Here is a 17563-nt window from a genome sequence, read left to right on the forward strand (position 1 = left end):
CGGTCAGCGTCTGCGGTTTGCCGCGGTGTAGTCAAAACTCCACTTGCCCCAGACATCCTCGCGCTGGAATCCATCAAAAAGTACAGCCTGGTTGATCTGCTCCCAGCTCAGCGGGCTGACAGCGTTGGTGTGCTTCAAAGGAACAATTTGCGGCGAAGCCACTGACGAGAGATACACCATGTCCGGCCGAACTATACGGTTGTCCCTGTCCATGATCGGCGCAAGCAGTCGATACTTGAACAACCATTCCAGCTTGGCCGCCGACGTCATCAAATGGGCATAGACAATATGTACCTGATAGATGAAAAACCGATTGGGTCCCTTCACCGTCAGGCTGCGTTTGGTACTGATCGATTCCGACCACACTTCGCTGTACACAGTGCTGGACGTAATTTCAGAGCCGATGTTGATCGCGCCGAAATTGACGCTGAACCCATAACTTTGATCAATACTCGCGGTAAAACTCTTGCTCAGGCCCTCAGTGATACTGACCTCCCTGGTTTGTTCGGAATTGTCATAGGCAATTACCGTATCGGTATGCACCAGGTACGCAAATATCGGCCGTGTATAGGTTGCCCACGATTGCCCGCCATAGGCGACATCACCATAGCTGGTATTACCTTTTATCCAGCATCCGGAATGCGGTGTCTCTTCGCCAAACAGGTAACGGTCAATTTCATAAGAGCCTTCCTTGAAAGGAAACTGTGCAATCGCAGGTGTTTGCTTGTTCATCATGGGCACTCCTTGCCTCGGGATCAGTACTGCTTTCGCAGGTTATCGCGTGCATCCAGGTCCAGGCTCCAGACACCCGTGTTGACGCCGGGGGAGTGACCATCGACCAGGATCGTTTTCAACAGGTCCTCCCTTGAAAGCGGCTCGAACAGTTGCTGATCCGTCACGCACGCGCCCAGCTGGCTGGTTGCCACTGACGACAGGAAGTACAGGTCTGCTGACTCATCACTGCAGCGCAAGACACGCCGGGACAGCTGGAACAGGCTACCGACAGCGTCTGCTGCGCCCACGACACAATGGGCGTAGACCAAGTGCATCTGGTAGATGGAGTAAGCTGTGCTGCTCGGTAACGTGAGGGTGTGCTGGCGGGCTTTCATCCTTGCCCACGCCTGCTGGGCAGAAAAGCCTGTGAGTAATTCGGAATGGGTGTTGACCACATCAATCGCGGGCGACACTGCGTAGTCTTTCTCCGCGCCCTTGAAGAACCATAGATCATGCCCCTGGGCGCTGCGAACGTTGGGTGTTCGATCGGTACCGGGATGCTGCACCTGGGTGTCGACATAAACCAGATAAGCAAACACTGGACGGGTGAACGTGGCCCACTTGCGGCCTCTGAAGGTAAAGTCGCCATACACCGTTTGCCCATCGACCCAGGCCCCAGGCCTGAGCTGCTGGTCGGCTAACAGGTAGCGTACGGTTTCATACGATCCACACTTGAGGGGGAAACCCAACGGCTGGTAGCTTTCTTCCTTGCTATCGTCTTGCATGACGCACCTCGGTTGAAAATTCTTGAGCCTTCAACCCTACGGTGCAACAGGCCGGCTCAGCAGCCGGATCATCTTCCCTGTCCTTGGCGGCACCTCGACAGAACTCCAGGCAAAAAAAAGGTGCGCCGACCAAGCGCACCTCAAAGCCGTGTAGCACACAACGAATTCAGTTTCAGTCCAGCAGGGCCAGGGCCTCGGCGCTGCAAGCCTGGATACGGGCCCAGTCACGGTTGTTGATCCAGCTGCTGTCGAGCATCCAGGTACCGCCCACGCACATCACATTGGGCAACGCCATGTAGTTCTTCACATTGCCCGGATTGACCCCACCGGTGGGGCAGAAGCGCACGTCGCCGAACGGGCCGCCATAGGCCTTGATCGCCGCCACGCCGCCGCTGATTTCGGCCGGGAACAGCTTGAAGCGCCGGTAGCCGAGGGCGTAGCCCATCATGATTTCCGACGGCGTGCTGATGCCAGGCAGCAGCGGAATGTCGCTGTCGACGCCCGCCTCGAGCAAGTCCTGGGTAATACCCGGGGTGACCACGAACTGCGCGCCAGCCGCTTGCACGGCGGCAAACATGTTGCGGTCCAGTACCGTGCCCGCCCCGATGCACAGCTGCGGGCGCTGCTCGCGCAGCACCTGGATGGCCTTGAGGCCGTGGGCGGAGCGCAAGGTCACTTCCAGGGTCTTGATGCCACCGGCGGCCAGGGCGTCGGCCAGGGGCAGAATGTCTTCTTCGCGGGCGATGGTGATCACCGGCAGAATGCGCGCCTGGGTGCAGATCTGATCGATCCGGGCAATCTTGTCGGCCATGGAAGCTCCCGGCTGTTTCAGTTCATGCGTGGTCATAACGGCAGATCCTTGGCTCATGGGCACCAGTAAATATCCAGAGGGTCTTGTAAGAAGGCGCGAATCGGCATTTGCGCCGAGTCGTCGCCGGCCAGCGCGGCGCGCAGGGTAGCGAGTTTGCCCGCACCTTGCACCGACAAGGCGGTAAAGCCGGCACGGGCCAGCAGTGCGCGGGTCATGCTCAAGCGCTGATGCGGCACCGCCGGCGCCAGCATCGCCAGGCAGCGACGCGGGCTGCTTGGGTCAAGGCCTTCGGCAAGGTTCGGGCTGTTGGGGAACAGCGAGGCGGTATGGCCATCGTCGCCCATGCCCAGGACCAGTACGTCGATCCCTGGCAGTTCGGCCAGGGCCTGATCGGCTTCCTGCGCAGCGGCCTCAAGACTGCCTGCGGCGCGATAGAGGCTGAGGAAACGCGCCTTGGCAGCAGGACCGGTCAACAAATGGCGCTTGAGCAGGCCGGCATTGCTGTCGGCATGCTCGACCGGCACCCAGCGCTCGTCAGCGAGGGTCACCAGCACCTTCGACCAGTCCAGCGGCTGCTTGAGCAGCGCCGCAAAGAAAGCCACCGGGCTGCGTCCACCGGACACCACCAGGGTAGCCTGGCCTTTAGCTGCAATGGCCGTATTCAGGCGCCCGGCCACGTCCTTGGCCAGCCCTTCGGCCAATTGCGGCGCGGTGTTGAAATCATGTGCCGTGACGGTTGCCGGCAGTTGCAGTTCAGATATCGCCATACCAGGACCTCCCATCGCGGGTAATCAGTGCAATCGAGCTCATCGGCCCCCAGGAACCAGCGGCATAGGGCTTGGGCGCGTCGCCCGACTGCTTCCAGCCGGCGATCAGCTGATCGCACCACTTCCACGCGTATTCGATTTCATCCTTGCGCACAAACAGGTTCTGATTGCCGCGCATCACTTCCAGCAACAACCGCTCGTAGGCATCGGGGATCCGCGCGCTACGCCAGGTATCGGAGAAATTCAGCTGCAATGGCCCGCTGCGCAGTTGCATGCCTTTGTCCAGGCCCTGCTCCTTGGTCATCACCCGCAGCGAGATACCTTCGTCCGGTTGCAGGCGGATGATCAGCTTGTTGCCAATCTGCAAACGCTGTTCCGGGGCGAAGATGTAGTGCGGGGTTTCCTTGAAGTGGATGACGATCTGCGACAGCTTCTGCGGCATGCGCTTGCCGGTGCGCAGGTAGAACGGCACCCCGGCCCAGCGCCAGTTGCGGATATCGGCGCGCAGGGCGACGAAGGTTTCGGTGTCGCTCTGGGCGTTGGCGTTGTCTTCTTCCAGGTAACCGGGCACCGGCTTGCCTTCGCTGTAGCCGGCAATGTACTGGCCGCGCACCACTTGCGTGCTCAAGCCCTCGCCCTTGATCGGCGCCAGGGCCTTGAGCACCTTGACCTTCTCGTCACGGATACTGTCGGCCGAGAGATCGCTGGGCGGGTCCATGGCAATCAGGCAGAGCAGTTGCAGCAGGTGGTTCTGGATCATGTCGCGCAGTTGCCCGGCCTTGTCGAAGTAGCCCCAGCGCCCTTCGATGCCGACCTTTTCGGCGACAGTGATTTCCACGTGGGAAATCGAGTTCTGGTTCCACTGGGTTTCGAACAGGCTGTTGGCAAAACGCAGGGCAATGAGGTTCTGCACCGTCTCCTTGCCCAGGTAATGGTCGATGCGGTAGACGCGGTTTTCTGGAAAGTACTGGGCCACGGCGTCGTTGACCCGCCGTGAGGATTCCAGGTCATGGCCGATGGGTTTTTCCAGCACCACCCGGGTACGGGCGCTGAGGCCAACCTTGTCGAGGTTCTCGCAGATGCCGCCATACACCGCCGCCGGGGTGGCGAAGTAGGCGATCAACTGGCTGTCGCTGCCAACCTGCTCGGCCAGGGCCTGATAGTCATCGGCCTGGAGAAAATCCACGTGCAGGTAGCTCAGGCGGGCCAGGAAGCGCTGCAACACCGGCGCCTCGATCTGCCCGGCGGGCACGAACTCCCGCAGATGCGCTTCTATCGACGCCAGGTGTTGTTCAACGCTGCCCGCCTCGCGGGCCAGGGCCAGCACGCGGGTGTCGGCGTGCAGCAAATCGGCCCGGTCGAGCTGATAAAGCGCCGGAAACAGCTTGCGCAAGGCCAGGTCGCCAAGGGCGCCAAACAGGGCAAAGGTGCAGGGTTCAACGCTGATCGAAGCCATGATGTTGGTTCTTTTATCAAGTTGACGTAGAAATACCGTTTTCAATCGCAGTTTTCAAGGAATAATGTAGTAAAAACCACAACATTTTACTCAGTGGACAGATTCAAGTGGTGTGCCACCCATGCCATCAGTACGATAGGCCACCGTGTCAAAAGCCCGCAGCTGTCACCAGCCGGGTGCCTCATCGACCCAAGGAAAACACCCATGGACCGCGTGCGAAACCTCCTGGAGCAGATCCAGGGCCGCCTCGAAGAGCTGAACAAGGCTGAGCGCAAAGTCGCCGAAGTCATCCTGCTCAACCCCCAGCAAGCCACCCGTTTCAGCATTGCCGCCCTGGCCCAGGCCGCCAAGGTCAGCGAGCCGACGGTCAATCGCTTCTGCCGCTCGTTCGGCGTCAGCGGCTACCCCGAACTGAAGCTGCAACTGGCGCAGAGCCTGGCCAGCGGCGCTGCCTACGTCAGCCGGGCAGTGGAAGCCGACGATGATCCGGCGTCCTACACCCAGAAAATCTTCGGCAGCGCCATCGCCTCGCTGGACAGTGCCTGCCAGCAACTGGATCCGCAGCTGATCAGCCGCGCCGTCGACATGCTGATCCAGGCCCGGCAGATCCACTTCTTCGGCCTCGGCGCCTCGGCCCCGGTGGCGCTGGATGCCCAGCACAAGTTCTTCCGCTTCAACCTGGCGGTGTCGGCCCACGCCGATGTGCTGATGCAACGCATGCTGGCCTCGGTGGCCCACACCGGCGAGCTGTTCGTGATCATCTCCTACACCGGGCGCACCCGCGAGCTGGTTGAAGTCGCGCGCCTGGCCCGGGAAAACGGCGCCTCGGTACTCGGCCTGACCGCCGCCGACTCGCCATTGGCCAAGGCCAGCAGCCTGAGCCTGAACATCCCGCTGCCGGAAGACACCGACATCTATATGCCGATGACCTCGCGAATCATCCAGCTGACCGTGCTCGACGTGCTGGCCACCGGCATGACCTTGCGCCGCGGCGTCGACTTCCAGCCGCACCTGCGCAAAATCAAGGAAAGCCTCAACGCCAGCCGTTACCCGATCGACGACGAACTCAACTGAGCAGGTGCGCCTGCAAACGCAGGTGTGCTTGCTCCCCTGGCGCCAGGCTCAGGCTGTCACTGCTGCCACTGGCCGCCTCGACACAGACGAAACCCAGGGTTTCGCTGCCACTGACACCCATCAACGGCCGACTGCCGGGGTGCCAGACCACGGTGTCCTCACTGTCACCGGTATCGATGCACAGCTGGCGCTGCCAAGCCGGATCGTGCAACTGCAGGGTCGCCGCATTGGGAAACACCCGCTGGCAACCGCCGTGGACCTTCAAAGCGCCCTTCTGGCGACAGGATTGACGGTTCAAACGGTCGTAACCTTCAATGTTTTCCAGCCCAGATAGCGCTATCTCAGAAACGTCACTAATACGCCAGTAAGCCAGCAGAGCATGACTCAACTGACAAGGCTGGCTGTCCTGGTGTTCGGTACTCAGTTGCAGCTCCATGCGTTTACCCAGCCTGGCCAACAGGTCGACCTGCCAGTCGCACAGTTGCAGGCGCCATTTGAGGGTCACGCCGTGTTCATCTTCGCTGCTGTCGATCAGCTTCCAGTCGAGCAAGCGTGCCCAGCCGTGGGCCGGCCACATGTCTTCGCTGGGATGACGGCCATACCAGGGCCAGCACACCGGCACACCGCCACGGATGGCGCCAACTTGCGGCCACTGCGCCGCACACCACAGCCACGGGCGCTCGCCCTGTGGTTGGAAGTGCAACAACTGTGCGCCCTGACGGCTGAACACCGCCTGACATTGCGGATGATCGATGATCAGCACATCGCGCTGCTGGTAACGCTCCCACTCGAAGGTCGGCCGCGGCCTCTGCGAGGTGAAGAAACGTTGTAGCGGGTGCTCTGGCATGGCGGGGAACTCTTGTTGTTAGTGAGGCCGCATCGCGGGTCAAGTCGGAACGCCGCACCGCCGCTCCCACAAGTCCTGTGGGAGCGGGCTTGACCCGCGATGGGTTTGCAATATGCGTAAATTTACAACATATCGCCTCAGAACGACGACTGAATCTTCAACCCGGCGACCAGCGCGTTATCCACCTCATCGACCCCGCCCGGGCTCTTGATGTACTGCAGGTTCGGCCGCACGGTCAGCCAGTTGGTGACGTGGAAGCCGTAGTACAGCTCGGCGTTGTATTCGGTCTTCTGGATCGGCACGAAACCGGCGTCGTTGTAATCCTCGATGCCGCTTTGCTGATTGAGCAGTTGCGCGCGATCCTTCACATCATCGTTGACGTGAATGCGCGCCACGCCAAAGCCGATGTCATCCTTGGGCCGGCCATCGAAGGCACCCTTGTAGACCATGCCCACCTGCTGGTAGTTGTCCACCACGTTGGTGGCCTTGTCGTGCACGGTGAAGTTGGCGAACAGGCTCAGGCCGCGGTTGGCATCGCCGTTGTGCGCGGTGACCTGCTGCTGGGCCACCACCCACCAGCCATGCTTGCTCGAATGCGACTTGAAGGCGGCGCCGGTCAGCGCCTGGGGCTGGCCATTGACATCGTCATACAGGTCATCGGCCTTGGCCGTGCTGTAGTAGTAACCCAGGCGGTACTCGCCCGGCAGGCCATTGACCTGCGGCGACCAGACCAATTCCACCGGCAGGATCATGCCCTTGGTGCCGCTGCCGCTGAGCTTGAAGCCGTTGCCGGTCTCAAGGTTGGAGGGGTTCTGCTCATACACGCCGACCTGGGCGAAGAACTCCGGGGTGATGTTGTACTTGACCCGCATCGCCCATTGGCTGACCGGCCAGTTGTACCAGATGCCACCCACCCAGTTGCCCACTTGCGAGCCGCAGAACGCCAGGTTCTGGAAGTCGCAGGGGAAGCTGTTGAAGTCCTCGCCTTCGCCAAAGCGCCCGACCTTCACGTCCAGGGCGCCATCGAAGTACTTCTGCTTGACCCACATCTGCGTCAGGCGCCAGGTCTGGCCGCGCCCCCAGACTTCCTGAACCGAACTGAACTGCCCGGCGCGCGGGTCGCTGATACGGTCGTTGGACAGGTTGCGACCGCTACGCTCGGTGATCGCCAACTTGAACTCGGCATCCTGCCAACCGAAGATCTTCTCCAGGTCCAGGTGCGCGCCGAGGGCGAACTGGTCGCTGTAGCGGGCAGTCTTGTCGTCGTTGTAGCCACCGTTGAGGTTGCCGGCCACCTCACCGACGTAATCGAGGGTGAAGTCGTAGCCCTTTTCCAACAATTCGGTACGGGTACCGCCCCAATCGCCGCTCATCCATTTCGACTCCGGGGCAAAGGCGCCGGCCGCCTGCACCCCGCAACTGACGCCCAGGGCCGCCAGCAGGGTCAGCGGCGCCAGTGGCTTGATACGCTTGAAGTGATCCATCCCTTGTTTCCTCGTTTTATTGTTCTCGATGGGTTTCTACGTTCTCTAACGAATTCAGCGGCCCTTGAATTGGGCGACATTATCCTTGCTCGCCTGGGTCGGTACTGGCGCGGCAACGCCCAGGCGCTCGCCGGTGGCGGCATCGAACAGCAGCACCCGCGCCGGGTCGAACTGCAGGTTCAGGGTGTCGCCCACCTGGGTCGGTACATCCGGGGCCAGGCGGCAGCAGACTTTGGTCTGGTTCAAGGTAACGAACACCAGCAGGTCCGGGCCGGTGGGTTCGGTGACCTGCACCTCGGCACGAATACTCGGCAAACCATTGGCCTGGGCCGGGGCCAGGGCGATCTGTTCCGGGCGAATGCCGAGGATCACTTCACGGTCCTCCAGGCCCGCCGTCTCGATACCCAAGGGTAGCTCGCAGCGCGCCTGGCCACTGTCGAGCAGCGCCAGCAGGCGGCCGTCCTGGCGTTGCAGGCGCAGGGGAATGAAGTTCATCGGTGGCGAACCGATGAAGCTGGCGACGAACAGGTTGGCCGGATCGTTGTAGATCTGCTGCGGGGTGCCGAACTGCTGGATCAGCCCGTCCTTCATCACCGCCACCTTGTCGCCCAGGGTCATGGCTTCGATCTGATCGTGGGTAACGTACACCGTGGTGGTCTTCAGGCGTTGGTGCATCAGCTTGATTTCAGTGCGCATCTCCACCCGCAACTTGGCGTCGAGGTTGGACAGCGGCTCATCGAACAGGTAGATCTTCGGTCGCCGCGCCAAGGCCCGCCCCATGGCCACGCGCTGCTGCTGGCCCCCGGACAGCTGACCAGGCTTGCGCGTGAGCAGATGCTCGATCTGCAGCAGCTTGGCCACCCGTGCCACCTCTTCATCGATGGCGGCGGCGGGCATCTTGCGCATCTTCAGGCCGAAGGCGATGTTGTCGCGCACGTTCATGGTCGGGTACAGCGCGTAAGACTGAAACACCATGGCGATGTCGCGATCCTTGGGGCTCATCCCGCTGATGTCGGCATCGTCCACCAGGATCGCCCCGCCGCTGATCTGTTCGAGGCCGGCGATGCAGTTCATCAGGGTCGATTTACCACAACCGGACGGGCCGACCAGGATCAGGAACTCGCCGGAGTCGATCGACAGTTCGATGTTTTTCAAGGTGTCCGGCAGACCGCTGCCGTAGCTCTTGTTGACGTTGCGCAGTTCAAGCGTTGCCATTGTGTTTACCCCTTGACCGCGCCGGCCGTGAGCCCGCGCAGGAAATACTTGCCAGCCAGCACATAGACCAACAGGGTCGGTAACCCGGCGATCATCGCCGCCGCCATGTCGACGTTGTATTCCTTGACCCCGGTGCTGGTGTTGACCAGGTTGTTCAGGGCCACGGTGATCGGTTGTGCGTCGCCGCTGGCGAACACCACGCCGAAGAGAAAGTCGTTCCAGATCTGGGTGAACTGCCAGATCAGGCAGACCATGATGATCGGCACCGACATCGGCAGCAGGATGCGCCCGAAGATGGTGAAGAACCCCGCGCCATCGAGCCGCGCCGCCCGCACCAGGGCATCCGGCACACTGCAGTAGTAGTTGCGGAAAAACAGCGTGGTAAAGGCCAGGCCATAGACGATGTGTACCAGCACCAGGCCGGTGGTGGTGCTTGCCAGGCCAAGCTTGCCGAGGGTGAACGAGGCCGGCAGCAGTACGGTCTGGAACGGCAGGAAGCAACCGAACAGCAGCAGCCCGAAGAACAGCTGCGAGCCCCTGAAGCGCCACATCGACAGCACATAGCCATTGAGCGCACCGAGCAGGGTCGAGATCAGCACCGCCGGCACGGTGATCTTCACCGAGTTCCAGAAGTAGCCACCCACCGTGTCCCAGGCCTTGATCCAGCCAATGCCGGTGATCACCTCGGGCCAGCTCAGCAGGTTGCCGGTGCGGATGTCTTCCGGCGACTTGAAGCTGGTCAGCAGCATCACGATCAGCGGGATCAGGTACAGCGCGCAGGCCAGGATCAGGGTCGAGTAGATGGCCAGGCGGCTGAGGCTCAATGAGCGGGGAGCGAGGGACCTAGTCATGGCGCTTGTTCCTCAGTTCCGAATACAGGTAAGGCACCAGGATCGACAGGATCGCGCCGAGCATCAGGATCGCACTGGCCGAGCCCATGCCCATCTGCCCGCGGCTGAAGGTGAAGGAGTACATGAACATCGCCGGCAGGTCCGAGGCATAGCCCGGGCCGCCCGCGGTCATCGCCGCGACCAGGTCGAAGCTCTTGATCGCGATGTGCGCAAGGATCATCAGCGCACTGAAAAACACCGGGCGCAGGCTCGGCAGGACGATACGCAGGTAGATGCTCGGCAGGCTGGCGCCATCGACTTGTGCGGCGCGAATGATCGATTGATCGACGCCGCGCAGGCCGGCCAGGAACAGCGCCATGACAAAGCCCGAGGCCTGCCACACGGCAGCGATCACCAGGCAGTAGACGACCCGCTCGGGGTCTACCAGCCAGTCCAGGCGAAAGCCTTCCCAGCCCCAGTCGCGGAGCATCTTGTCCAGGCCCAGGCCGGGGTTGAGCAGCCACTTCCAGGCGGTGCCGGTGACGATCATCGACAGCGCCATGGGGTACAGGTAAATGGTGCGAATGAACCCTTCGCGGCGAATGCGCTGGTCGAGCAAAATCGCCAGCAGCACGCCGATCACCAGGCTGATGGCGATGAACATACCGCCGAACAGCAGCAGGTTCTTGCTCGCCACCCACCAGCGGTCGTTCTCCATCAGCCGCGCGTACTGCGCCAGGCCCACCCACTTGTAGCTGGGCATGAAGCTTGAGTTGGTGAAGGACAGGACGAAGGTCCAGAGGATGTAGCCGTAAAAGCCCACCAGGACGATCAGCATGCTCGGCGCCAGTACCAGTTTCGGTAGCCAGCGCTGCAGGGCGTCCAGGGGTGAGGCCTTGTTGATTGTGGCAACAGTGCTCATCAGAAAGTCTCGGTTGAAGGGCGGCGCTGCGCACCGCATCGCTGGCAAGCCAGCTCCCACAATGGACTGCATGCACCGACCCTGTGGGAGCTGGCTTGCCAGCGATGAAGCCCCGCAGAGTCGTTGCCTACACCATCACTTGGCCGACTTGATCGCCGAATTCAGCTGTTTGACCGCCGTCGCCGGGTCGGCTTTCGGGTCGTTGAAGAAGTTGGTGACAACATCGAAGATCGCCCCTTGCACCGCCAGGGAGGTCGCCATGTTGTGGGCCATGCTCGGTTGCAGGCCGTCACCTTTTTCCGCTTCCTTGAAGTCCGCCGCCGACTTCTGCGTACAGGCGTCGAACTGGCTCATGTCCATGTCCTGGCGCACCGGCAGGGAGCCCTTGTTCTGGTTGAACACGGTCTGGAACCGCGGCTCCAGGGCGACCTTGGCCAGGTCGTTCTGGGCCTTGATGTCGTTCGCGTTCTTGAGCTTGAACATCGCCAGCGAATCGATGTTGTAGGCGAAGCTGCCCTGGGTGCCAGGGAAGGCCACGCACTGGTAGTCCTTGCCCGCTACCTTGCCGGCGGCAGTCCATTCGCTCTTGGCCCAGTCGCCCATGATCTGCATGCCGGCCTTGCCGTTGATGACCTCGCCAGCGGCAATGTTCCAGTCACGTCCGGCGCGGTTAGGGTCCATGTAGGTGCCCAGGCGTTGCAGGGTCTTGAACACCTCGATCATTTTTTCGCCGGTCAGGGTGTCTTCGTCCAGTTCGACAAAGGCTTGGTGATAGCCCTGGGGCCCGAGGATGCTCAGCACCAGGTCTTCGAACACGGTGCTGTCCTGCCACGGCTGGCCACCATGGGCCAGCGGGGTGAAGCCTGCAGCCTTGAGCTTGTCGGCGGCAGCGAACAGTTCGTCGAGGGTGGTCGGCACCTTGGCACCGGCCTTGTCGAACACCTGCGGGTTGATCCACAGCCAGTTGACCCGGTGGATGTTCACCGGCACTGCTACATAGTGGCCGTCGTACTGCATGAGCTGCGCAACTTTCTTTGGCAGCAAGGCATCCCAGTTGTTGGCTTTGGCGACATCATCGAGCTCAGTGAGCAGGCCCAGCGCGCCCCATTCCTGGATGTCCGGCCCCTTGATCTGGGCGGCGCCCGGCGGGTTGCCGGCGACCGCGCGGCTTTTCAGCACGGTCATGGCCGCTGCGCCACCGCCACCGGCGACGGCGTTGTCCTTCCAGGTGAAGCCGTCTTTCTCGACTTGTTCCTTGAGGGTTTTCACCGCTGCGGCTTCACCACCGGAGGTCCACCAATGGGTGACTTCGACCGTACCGTTAGCGGCAGCAACAGCACTCAAGGGCAACAAGGAGGCGAGAGAAATGACAGCGGCGAGGCGATTGATCGCATTCATCGAGAGGAACCTTTTCTTGTTGTTATGCAGGTGCAAGTCGTGGTGCTTGCGCTTGCATCAGAGTCTAACCAGCGGCACCTGTGCCGGAGGTAACGAAGGGATGCGCGAATGTCACAAGCCGGTGACATTCGCGCAGCGGGGCTTTCAGTCACTGCTGCGCGGCAGGCTCAAGGTCACCCGCAAGCCGCCCTCACGCAGGTTGCGCAGGCTCACTTCGCCGCCATGGCTGTGCGCGATGTTGCGCGCGATACCCAGCCCCAGACCGTAACCCTGCTGCTGCCCGGCCAGGCGAAAGTGCGGCTCGAACACCTGTTCCTGACGCTGCTCAGGCACGCCCGGGCCCTCGTCGTCGACCTGCAAAACGAAGTCACTGTCGCTGTCGAGGATGCGCAGGTGAGCACGCTCGCCATACTTCAGGGCGTTGTCGATCAGGTTGCCGATGCAGCGCTTGAGCGCCAGTGGTTTGCCGGGATACGGCGCCAGCGCGCGGCCTTCAAGCGTGATCTGGCCGCTGCCCAGGTACGGCTCGACCAGGCATTCGAGCACCTGGTTGAGGTCGATACGCTCGATGTTCTCGTGGATGTCGGTGTCTTTCACGCATTGCAGTGCGCCCTTGACCAACATCTCCAGCTCATCCAGGTCGCGGCCGAACTTGGCCTGCAACGGCTCGTCATCCAGCAGCTCGACCCGCAGGCGCAAACGCGTGATCGGCGTGCGCAGGTCGTGGGAGATGGCGCTGAACAACTGGCTGCGTTCGGTCAGGTAGCGGCTGATGCGCTCGCGCATGGCATTGAAGGCCCGGCCCACCTCCTCCACTTCGCTGCCACCGCCTTCAGTCACCGGCTCGACATCGGCCCCCAGTGACATTTCCCTGGCAGCCAGGGCCAGGCGCTTGAGCGGGCGGCTCTGCCAGTGCACCAGCAAACCGATGAACAACAGCAGGAACGAGCTGGTGAGTACGATGAACCACAGCTGCTGACTCGGCAGGCCCTGTTCTTCGAGGCTGGTGTAAGGCTCGGGCAGCAACGAGGCGATGTACAGCCATTCGTCTTCATCCAGGCGGATCTGGGTCACCAGCACCGGCGGGTTGATCGGCTCCAGGGTCAACGCATAGTGCGCCCAGGAGCGCGGCAGCTCATCGAGTTTCAGGCCGCTGTTGAAGATCCGCAGATCCTGCGGGCTGACGAACTGGATGGAGATTTCCAGCTGCGCGCCAAGGCGCTGGTGCAGCACGTCGCCGACGGCGTCGATCACCGCTTGCTTGCGCGGCGTGGCCGCCAGCACCTGCATGCCCAGGGGTTTGTCATTGAGGGAAACGACAAAACGGGTGCCGCCCATGCTGCGCAACTGGTCGAGCACCATCGGCCGGTACGCCACCGGCAGCGAACGAAAGTAACTGACGCTGGCACTCATCGAATGGGCCAGGCTGCGCGCGCTGGCGACCAGGCCCTCCATCTGGCTGGCGCGCAGTTGCGACAGCCAGATCAGGCTCGACAAGCCCTGCGCCAGCAGCACCACCAGCAGGGTCAACAGCAGCATCCGCCCCAGCAGCGAGCGCGGCAGCGGCAGGCGCCAGCGCCCTTCAGTGCGCAGGCGCAACGCTGGCCGCCAGCAGGTAACCACTGCCGCGTACGGTACGAATCAATCGCGGCGGTTTGTCTGTGTCGCGCAGGCGTTGGCGCAGGCGGCTGACCGCCATGTCGACGATACGGTCCAGGGGCATCGGCTCGCGACCGCGGGTGGCATTGCCGATGGTGTCGCGGTCGAGGATCTGTTGCGGGTGATCGAGGAACAGTTTGAGCAAGGCAAAGTCGGCGCCGGAAAGGATCACCTCTTCACCATCGCGGTGGAACAAGCGGTGGCTGATGGTATCCAGGCGCCAGTCATCGAAGGCCAGCACATCACCGCCATTGCGCTCCTGGCCAAAACCGGCACGGCGCAACAGGGCTTTGATCCGCGCCTGCAGTTCACGCGGACTGAAGGGTTTACCCAGGTAATCATCGGCGCCCAGCTCCAGGCCGATGACCCGGTCGGCCTCGTCGGAGCTGGCGGTGAGCATGATAATCGGCACCTGCGCCAGGCGCGGATGCTGACGCACCCAGCGGCACAGGCTGAAACCGTCTTCGTCGGGCAGCATCACGTCGAGGATCACCAGGTCGCAATCGCTGGCATCCAGGGCCTGGCGAAAGCCGCGCCCGTCGGCCACCGCCTGGACGCTGAAACCGGCACGGCTCAGGTAGGTTTGCAGCAGCTCACGGATGTCCTGGTCGTCGTCGACCATCAGTATCGACTTGCTCACGCATCACTCCTTGTTTATCAGGGAGAGGGCTTCGCGGGGCAAGCCCGCCCCCAGATATCAGCCGGCTTGTTGCAAGGCTACGCCAGCCCCGAGTAAACCGGAGAACTCAGCGGTTACCAACCATACCGGGACATCCTTGAAGTAGCCACTCATGCAGCCCTTGTCGGCAAAGCTGGCGCCAAAGCCGCTGCGCAGGAACAGTTCGGCAAAGCGCGGAATGACGCCGCCGACGATATACACCCCGGCGCGCGCGCCGAGAGTCAGGACATCATTGCCCGCCACCCGGCCCAGAAAGAGGCAGAACTGCTCGATCACCGCCAGGGCAACAGGCTCACCGGCCAGCGCCGCATCGGTGATCGCCGCCGGGCTCTGCAACGGTGCGGGCTGGCCGTCCAGCGCGCAGATGGCCTGGTACAAGCGCAACAGGCCGCCGCCGCTGAGGACGGATTCGGCGCTGACATGACCGATTTCGTTCTCGATCTGCTGACGAATCTGCGCTTCGCGGGCGTTGCCCACCGGCAGGTCGACATGCCCGCCCTCGCCGGGCAAGGCCATCCAGCGGTCCTCTCCCAGGCTCAGCAAGGTGCCGACGCCAAGACCTGTGCCCGGGCCGATCACCAAGGCCGGGCGGGCAGCATCGGGCGTGCCGTCGCAAACGGTACGGTACTCGCCCGCCTGCAGACGGGTCATGCCCAGGGCCATGGCGGTGAAGTCGTTGATCAGCAACAAGCGTTCGACCTGCAAGGTCTTGCAGAACGCCTGACGGCTGAGGCGCCAGTGGTTGTTGGTAAAGCGAAACTCATCGCCATCGACCGGCCCGGCCACCGCCAGGCACACCGCGCCCAGCTCACCGCGGGCCAGGCCATGATCGGCCAGATAAGCGCCGATGGCCTGTTCCGGGCTGGTGTAGTCGGCTGTGGCAAAGACCTGCACCGCGTGCATGCGGTTGTCTTCCCAGAGGGCAAAGCGCGCGTTGGTGCCGCCGATATCGCCGACCAGTGCGCGCTTCACTTGAGCGTCTCCAGTGCCGAGGTGAAGGCGCTGGCACCCTTCTCCGCCGGGCTCAGGGCGGTACGCAGGAAGCCAAACAGCTCGCGACCGCAGCCCAGGTCATTGCCGCTCGGGGCCGCCGGCAGTTCACGATCAGCCAGTTCGGCCGCACTGAGCTTCACGGTCAAGGTGCCGGCCACACCGTCGACGCGGACGATATCACCATCGCGCAGGCGTGCCAGCGGGCCGCCATCGAAGGCTTCAGGGCAAACATGAATGGCCGCCGGGATTTTCCCCGAAGCGCCGGACATACGCCCGTCGGTTACCAGTGCCACCTTGAAGCCACGATCCTGCAACACACCGAGGAACGGGGTCATCTTGTGCAACTCGGGCATGCCGTTGCAGCGCGGGCCTTGAAAGCGCATCACCGCGACAAAATCGCGCTCCAGCTCGCCGGCCTGGAACGCATCGGCCAGCGCCTGCTGGTCATGGAACACCAGTGCCGGGGCTTCGACCACCTGATGCTCGGGGGCTACTGCGGACACCTTCATCACCCCGCGACCGAGGTTGCCTTCCATGACCCGCAGACCGCCTTCGGGCGAGAACGCCCGTGCCACTGGGCGAAGGATCGCCTCATCAAGGCTGGCCTTCGGGCCTTCGCGCCAGACCAGTTTGCCGGCCTCAAGGAACGGCTCCTGGGTGTAGCGACGCAGGCCATGGCCAGCGACGGTGTTGACGTCTTCATGGAGCAAACCGGCATCGAGCAGTTCGCGAATCAGCAAGGCCATGCCGCCGGCGGCCTGGAAGTGGTTGATGTCGGCCTTGCCGTTCGGGTAGACATGAGACAGGGTCGGCACCACTTCCGAAAGCTCGGCCATGTCCTGCCAGGTCAGCTGGATGCCCGCCGCCTGGGCAATCGCCGGCATGTGCAGGGTATGGTTGGTCGAGCCGCCGGTGGCGTGCAAGGCAACGATGGAGTTGACCAGGGCTTTCTCGTCGACGATCTCGCCCAGGGGCATGAAGTTGCCGCTGGCCTTGGTCATGCGCGTGACCTGTTGGGCGGCCTCGGCGGTGAGGGCATCGCGCAGCGGCGTGTACGGGTTGACGAACGAGGCGCCCGGCAGGTGCAGGCCCATCACTTCCATCAGCAACTGGTTGGTGTTGGCGGTGCCGTAGAAGGTGCAGGTGCCGGGGCTGTGGTAGGACTTCATCTCCGACTCCAGCAGCTCCTCGCGGCTGGCCTTGCCTTCGGCGTAACGCTGGCGTACATCGGCTTTCTCCTTGTTGGAGATGCCCGACGGCATTGGCCCGCCCGGGACGAACAGGGTCGGCAGATGGCCGAAGCGCAACGCGCCCATCAGTAGGCCGGGGACGATCTTGTCGCAGATACCGAGCATCAGCGCCGCGTCGAACATGTTGTGCGACAGGGCAATGGCGGTCGACATGGCGATCACTTCGCGGCTGGCGATGCCCAGCTCCATGCCTGGCTCACCCTGGGTGACGCCGTCGCACATGGCCGGCACGCCACCGGCGAACTGGCCGACCGAGCCAATCTCGCGCAGTGCCTGTTTGATCTGTTCGGGGTAATGCTCATAAGGCTGATGCGCCGAGAGCATGTCGTTGTAGGCGGAGACGATGGCGACGTTGGCCGCGTTCATCATCCGCAGGCTTTGCTTGTCCTGGCTGCCGCAGCCGGCGACACCGTGAGCGAAGTTGGCGCACTGCAGCTTGGCACGCATCGGCCCGTCGCTGGCGGCCCCGCGAATCAGCTCAAGGTAGCGTTCACGGGTGGGGCGACTGCGGGCGATCAGCCGTTGGGTGACCTCAAGAATGCGCGGATGCATGTACTGGACTCCAGGCTATCGGTGGTTGCGACCTCTGCGGCGGTTTCCCTTATCAACGATCGCGGCCTAGGCTCAAAAGCAGGGGCGATGCGTTGCGGGAGGAACGGCTTGGCCGATCGCTCGTTGT

16 protein-coding genes are annotated in these 17563 nt (G+C 62.6%); 1 reads left to right on the top strand and 15 read right to left on the bottom strand.

Annotation, left to right across the window (positions count from 1 at the left end):
- Window positions 1-3: 3 nt before the first annotated feature.
- The 5 genes from NLX68_RS08290 to zwf form a co-directional block, all read right to left on the bottom strand.
- Complete coding sequence (locus tag NLX68_RS08290; RefSeq protein WP_254283608.1) at window positions 4-735, bottom strand: monalysin family beta-barrel pore-forming toxin; 732 nt, start codon at window positions 733-735, stop codon at window positions 4-6.
- A 20-nt stretch (window positions 736-755) separates the two neighbouring features.
- On the bottom strand, window positions 756-1499 hold the full coding sequence (locus NLX68_RS08295) for a monalysin family beta-barrel pore-forming toxin (RefSeq protein ID WP_254283610.1): 744 nt from the start codon (window positions 1497-1499) through the stop codon (window positions 756-758).
- 172 nt (window positions 1500-1671) lie between these two features.
- Entirely contained in the window at window positions 1672-2346 is a 675-nt protein-coding gene (locus NLX68_RS08300; protein WP_254283611.1) for a bifunctional 4-hydroxy-2-oxoglutarate aldolase/2-dehydro-3-deoxy-phosphogluconate aldolase, read from the bottom strand.
- A 17-nt stretch (window positions 2347-2363) separates the two neighbouring features.
- The gene (gene pgl / locus NLX68_RS08305) at window positions 2364-3077 is read right to left on the bottom strand and encodes a 6-phosphogluconolactonase (protein ID WP_254283612.1); all 714 of its coding nucleotides are present in this window, start codon (window positions 3075-3077) and stop codon (window positions 2364-2366) included.
- Complete coding sequence (zwf, locus tag NLX68_RS08310) at window positions 3064-4533, bottom strand: glucose-6-phosphate dehydrogenase (protein ID WP_010220164.1); 1470 nt, start codon at window positions 4531-4533, stop codon at window positions 3064-3066. Before zwf ends, pgl begins: the two co-directional genes overlap by 14 nt.
- A 213-nt stretch (window positions 4534-4746) precedes the next feature.
- Between zwf and hexR the strand changes: the two genes are divergently transcribed.
- Window positions 4747-5607 (top strand): DNA-binding transcriptional regulator HexR, encoded by an 861-nt coding sequence (hexR, locus tag NLX68_RS08315; protein ID WP_174242320.1) that lies wholly within the window; start codon window positions 4747-4749, stop codon window positions 5605-5607.
- Here the strand turns inward: hexR and NLX68_RS08320 are convergent.
- From NLX68_RS08320 to edd, 10 genes are all read right to left on the bottom strand, one after another.
- Entirely contained in the window at window positions 5600-6454 is an 855-nt protein-coding gene (locus tag NLX68_RS08320) for a D-hexose-6-phosphate mutarotase (RefSeq protein ID WP_010220167.1), read from the bottom strand. The genes hexR and NLX68_RS08320 overlap by 8 nt on opposite strands.
- A gap of 137 nt (window positions 6455-6591) precedes the next feature.
- The gene (locus NLX68_RS08325) at window positions 6592-7938 is read right to left on the bottom strand and encodes a carbohydrate porin (RefSeq protein ID WP_010220169.1); all 1347 of its coding nucleotides are present in this window, start codon (window positions 7936-7938) and stop codon (window positions 6592-6594) included.
- 54 nt (window positions 7939-7992) lie between these two features.
- Window positions 7993-9153, bottom strand: a complete 1161-nt coding sequence (locus NLX68_RS08330) for an ABC transporter ATP-binding protein (protein WP_254283613.1) — start codon at window positions 9151-9153, stop codon at window positions 7993-7995.
- Window positions 9154-9158: 5 nt separating this feature from the next.
- A complete protein-coding gene (locus NLX68_RS08335; RefSeq protein ID WP_010220171.1) occupies window positions 9159-10004 on the bottom strand; it encodes a carbohydrate ABC transporter permease in 846 nt (281 codons plus the stop codon).
- Entirely contained in the window at window positions 9997-10905 is a 909-nt protein-coding gene (locus NLX68_RS08340; protein ID WP_254283614.1) for a carbohydrate ABC transporter permease, read from the bottom strand. The genes NLX68_RS08335 and NLX68_RS08340 overlap by 8 nt, the downstream gene beginning before the upstream one ends.
- Window positions 10906-11040: 135 nt before the next feature.
- Window positions 11041-12303: an ABC transporter substrate-binding protein gene (locus tag NLX68_RS08345; protein WP_010220173.1), complete on the bottom strand. Its 1263-nt coding sequence runs from the start codon at window positions 12301-12303 to the stop codon at window positions 11041-11043.
- Between the two features lie 144 nt (window positions 12304-12447).
- Window positions 12448-13842 (bottom strand): ATP-binding protein, encoded by a 1395-nt coding sequence (locus NLX68_RS08350; RefSeq protein ID WP_269467562.1) that lies wholly within the window; start codon window positions 13840-13842, stop codon window positions 12448-12450.
- Window positions 13843-13885: 43 nt separating this feature from the next.
- The gene (locus tag NLX68_RS08355) at window positions 13886-14584 is read right to left on the bottom strand and encodes a response regulator (protein WP_254283707.1); all 699 of its coding nucleotides are present in this window, start codon (window positions 14582-14584) and stop codon (window positions 13886-13888) included.
- A 75-nt stretch (window positions 14585-14659) separates the two neighbouring features.
- Window positions 14660-15613 carry a glucokinase gene (locus tag NLX68_RS08360; RefSeq protein WP_254283615.1) on the bottom strand — a complete coding sequence of 318 codons (954 nt, stop codon included), beginning with the start codon at window positions 15611-15613 and terminating at the stop codon, window positions 14660-14662.
- Entirely contained in the window at window positions 15610-17436 is a 1827-nt protein-coding gene (gene edd, locus NLX68_RS08365) for a phosphogluconate dehydratase (protein ID WP_254283616.1), read from the bottom strand. Before edd ends, NLX68_RS08360 begins: the two co-directional genes overlap by 4 nt.
- Window positions 17437-17563 lie beyond the last annotated feature (127 nt).

The organism is Pseudomonas sp. SBB6, assembly GCF_024213215.1.
GTDB lineage: Bacteria > Pseudomonadota > Gammaproteobacteria > Pseudomonadales > Pseudomonadaceae > Aquipseudomonas > Aquipseudomonas donghuensis.

Excerpts from the sequence above, each read along its gene's own strand:
- NLX68_RS08290 (WP_254283608.1), bottom strand. The coding sequence starts at position 735 with ATGATGAACAAGCAAACACCTGCGATTGCACAGTTTCCTTTCAAGGAA.
- NLX68_RS08345 (WP_010220173.1), bottom strand. The coding sequence starts at position 12,303 with ATGAATGCGATCAATCGCCTCGCCGCTGTCATTTCTCTCGCCTCCTTG.
- edd (WP_254283616.1), bottom strand. The coding sequence starts at position 17,436 with ATGCATCCGCGCATTCTTGAGGTCACCCAACGGCTGATCGCCCGCAGT.
- NLX68_RS08335 (WP_010220171.1), bottom strand. The coding sequence starts at position 10,004 with ATGACTAGGTCCCTCGCTCCCCGCTCATTGAGCCTCAGCCGCCTGGCC.
- NLX68_RS08295 (WP_254283610.1), bottom strand. The coding sequence starts at position 1,499 with ATGCAAGACGATAGCAAGGAAGAAAGCTACCAGCCGTTGGGTTTCCCC.
- zwf (WP_010220164.1), bottom strand. The coding sequence starts at position 4,533 with ATGGCTTCGATCAGCGTTGAACCCTGCACCTTTGCCCTGTTTGGCGCC.
- NLX68_RS08355 (WP_254283707.1), bottom strand. The coding sequence starts at position 14,584 with ATGGTCGACGACGACCAGGACATCCGTGAGCTGCTGCAAACCTACCTG.
- NLX68_RS08300 (WP_254283611.1), bottom strand. The coding sequence starts at position 2,346 with ATGACCACGCATGAACTGAAACAGCCGGGAGCTTCCATGGCCGACAAG.
- NLX68_RS08340 (WP_254283614.1), bottom strand. The coding sequence starts at position 10,905 with ATGAGCACTGTTGCCACAATCAACAAGGCCTCACCCCTGGACGCCCTG.
- NLX68_RS08320 (WP_010220167.1), bottom strand. The coding sequence starts at position 6,454 with ATGCCAGAGCACCCGCTACAACGTTTCTTCACCTCGCAGAGGCCGCGG.
- pgl (WP_254283612.1), bottom strand. The coding sequence starts at position 3,077 with ATGGCGATATCTGAACTGCAACTGCCGGCAACCGTCACGGCACATGAT.
- NLX68_RS08325 (WP_010220169.1), bottom strand. The coding sequence starts at position 7,938 with ATGGATCACTTCAAGCGTATCAAGCCACTGGCGCCGCTGACCCTGCTG.
- NLX68_RS08350 (WP_269467562.1), bottom strand. The coding sequence starts at position 13,842 with ATGCTGCTGTTGACCCTGCTGGTGGTGCTGCTGGCGCAGGGCTTGTCG.
- NLX68_RS08330 (WP_254283613.1), bottom strand. The coding sequence starts at position 9,153 with ATGGCAACGCTTGAACTGCGCAACGTCAACAAGAGCTACGGCAGCGGT.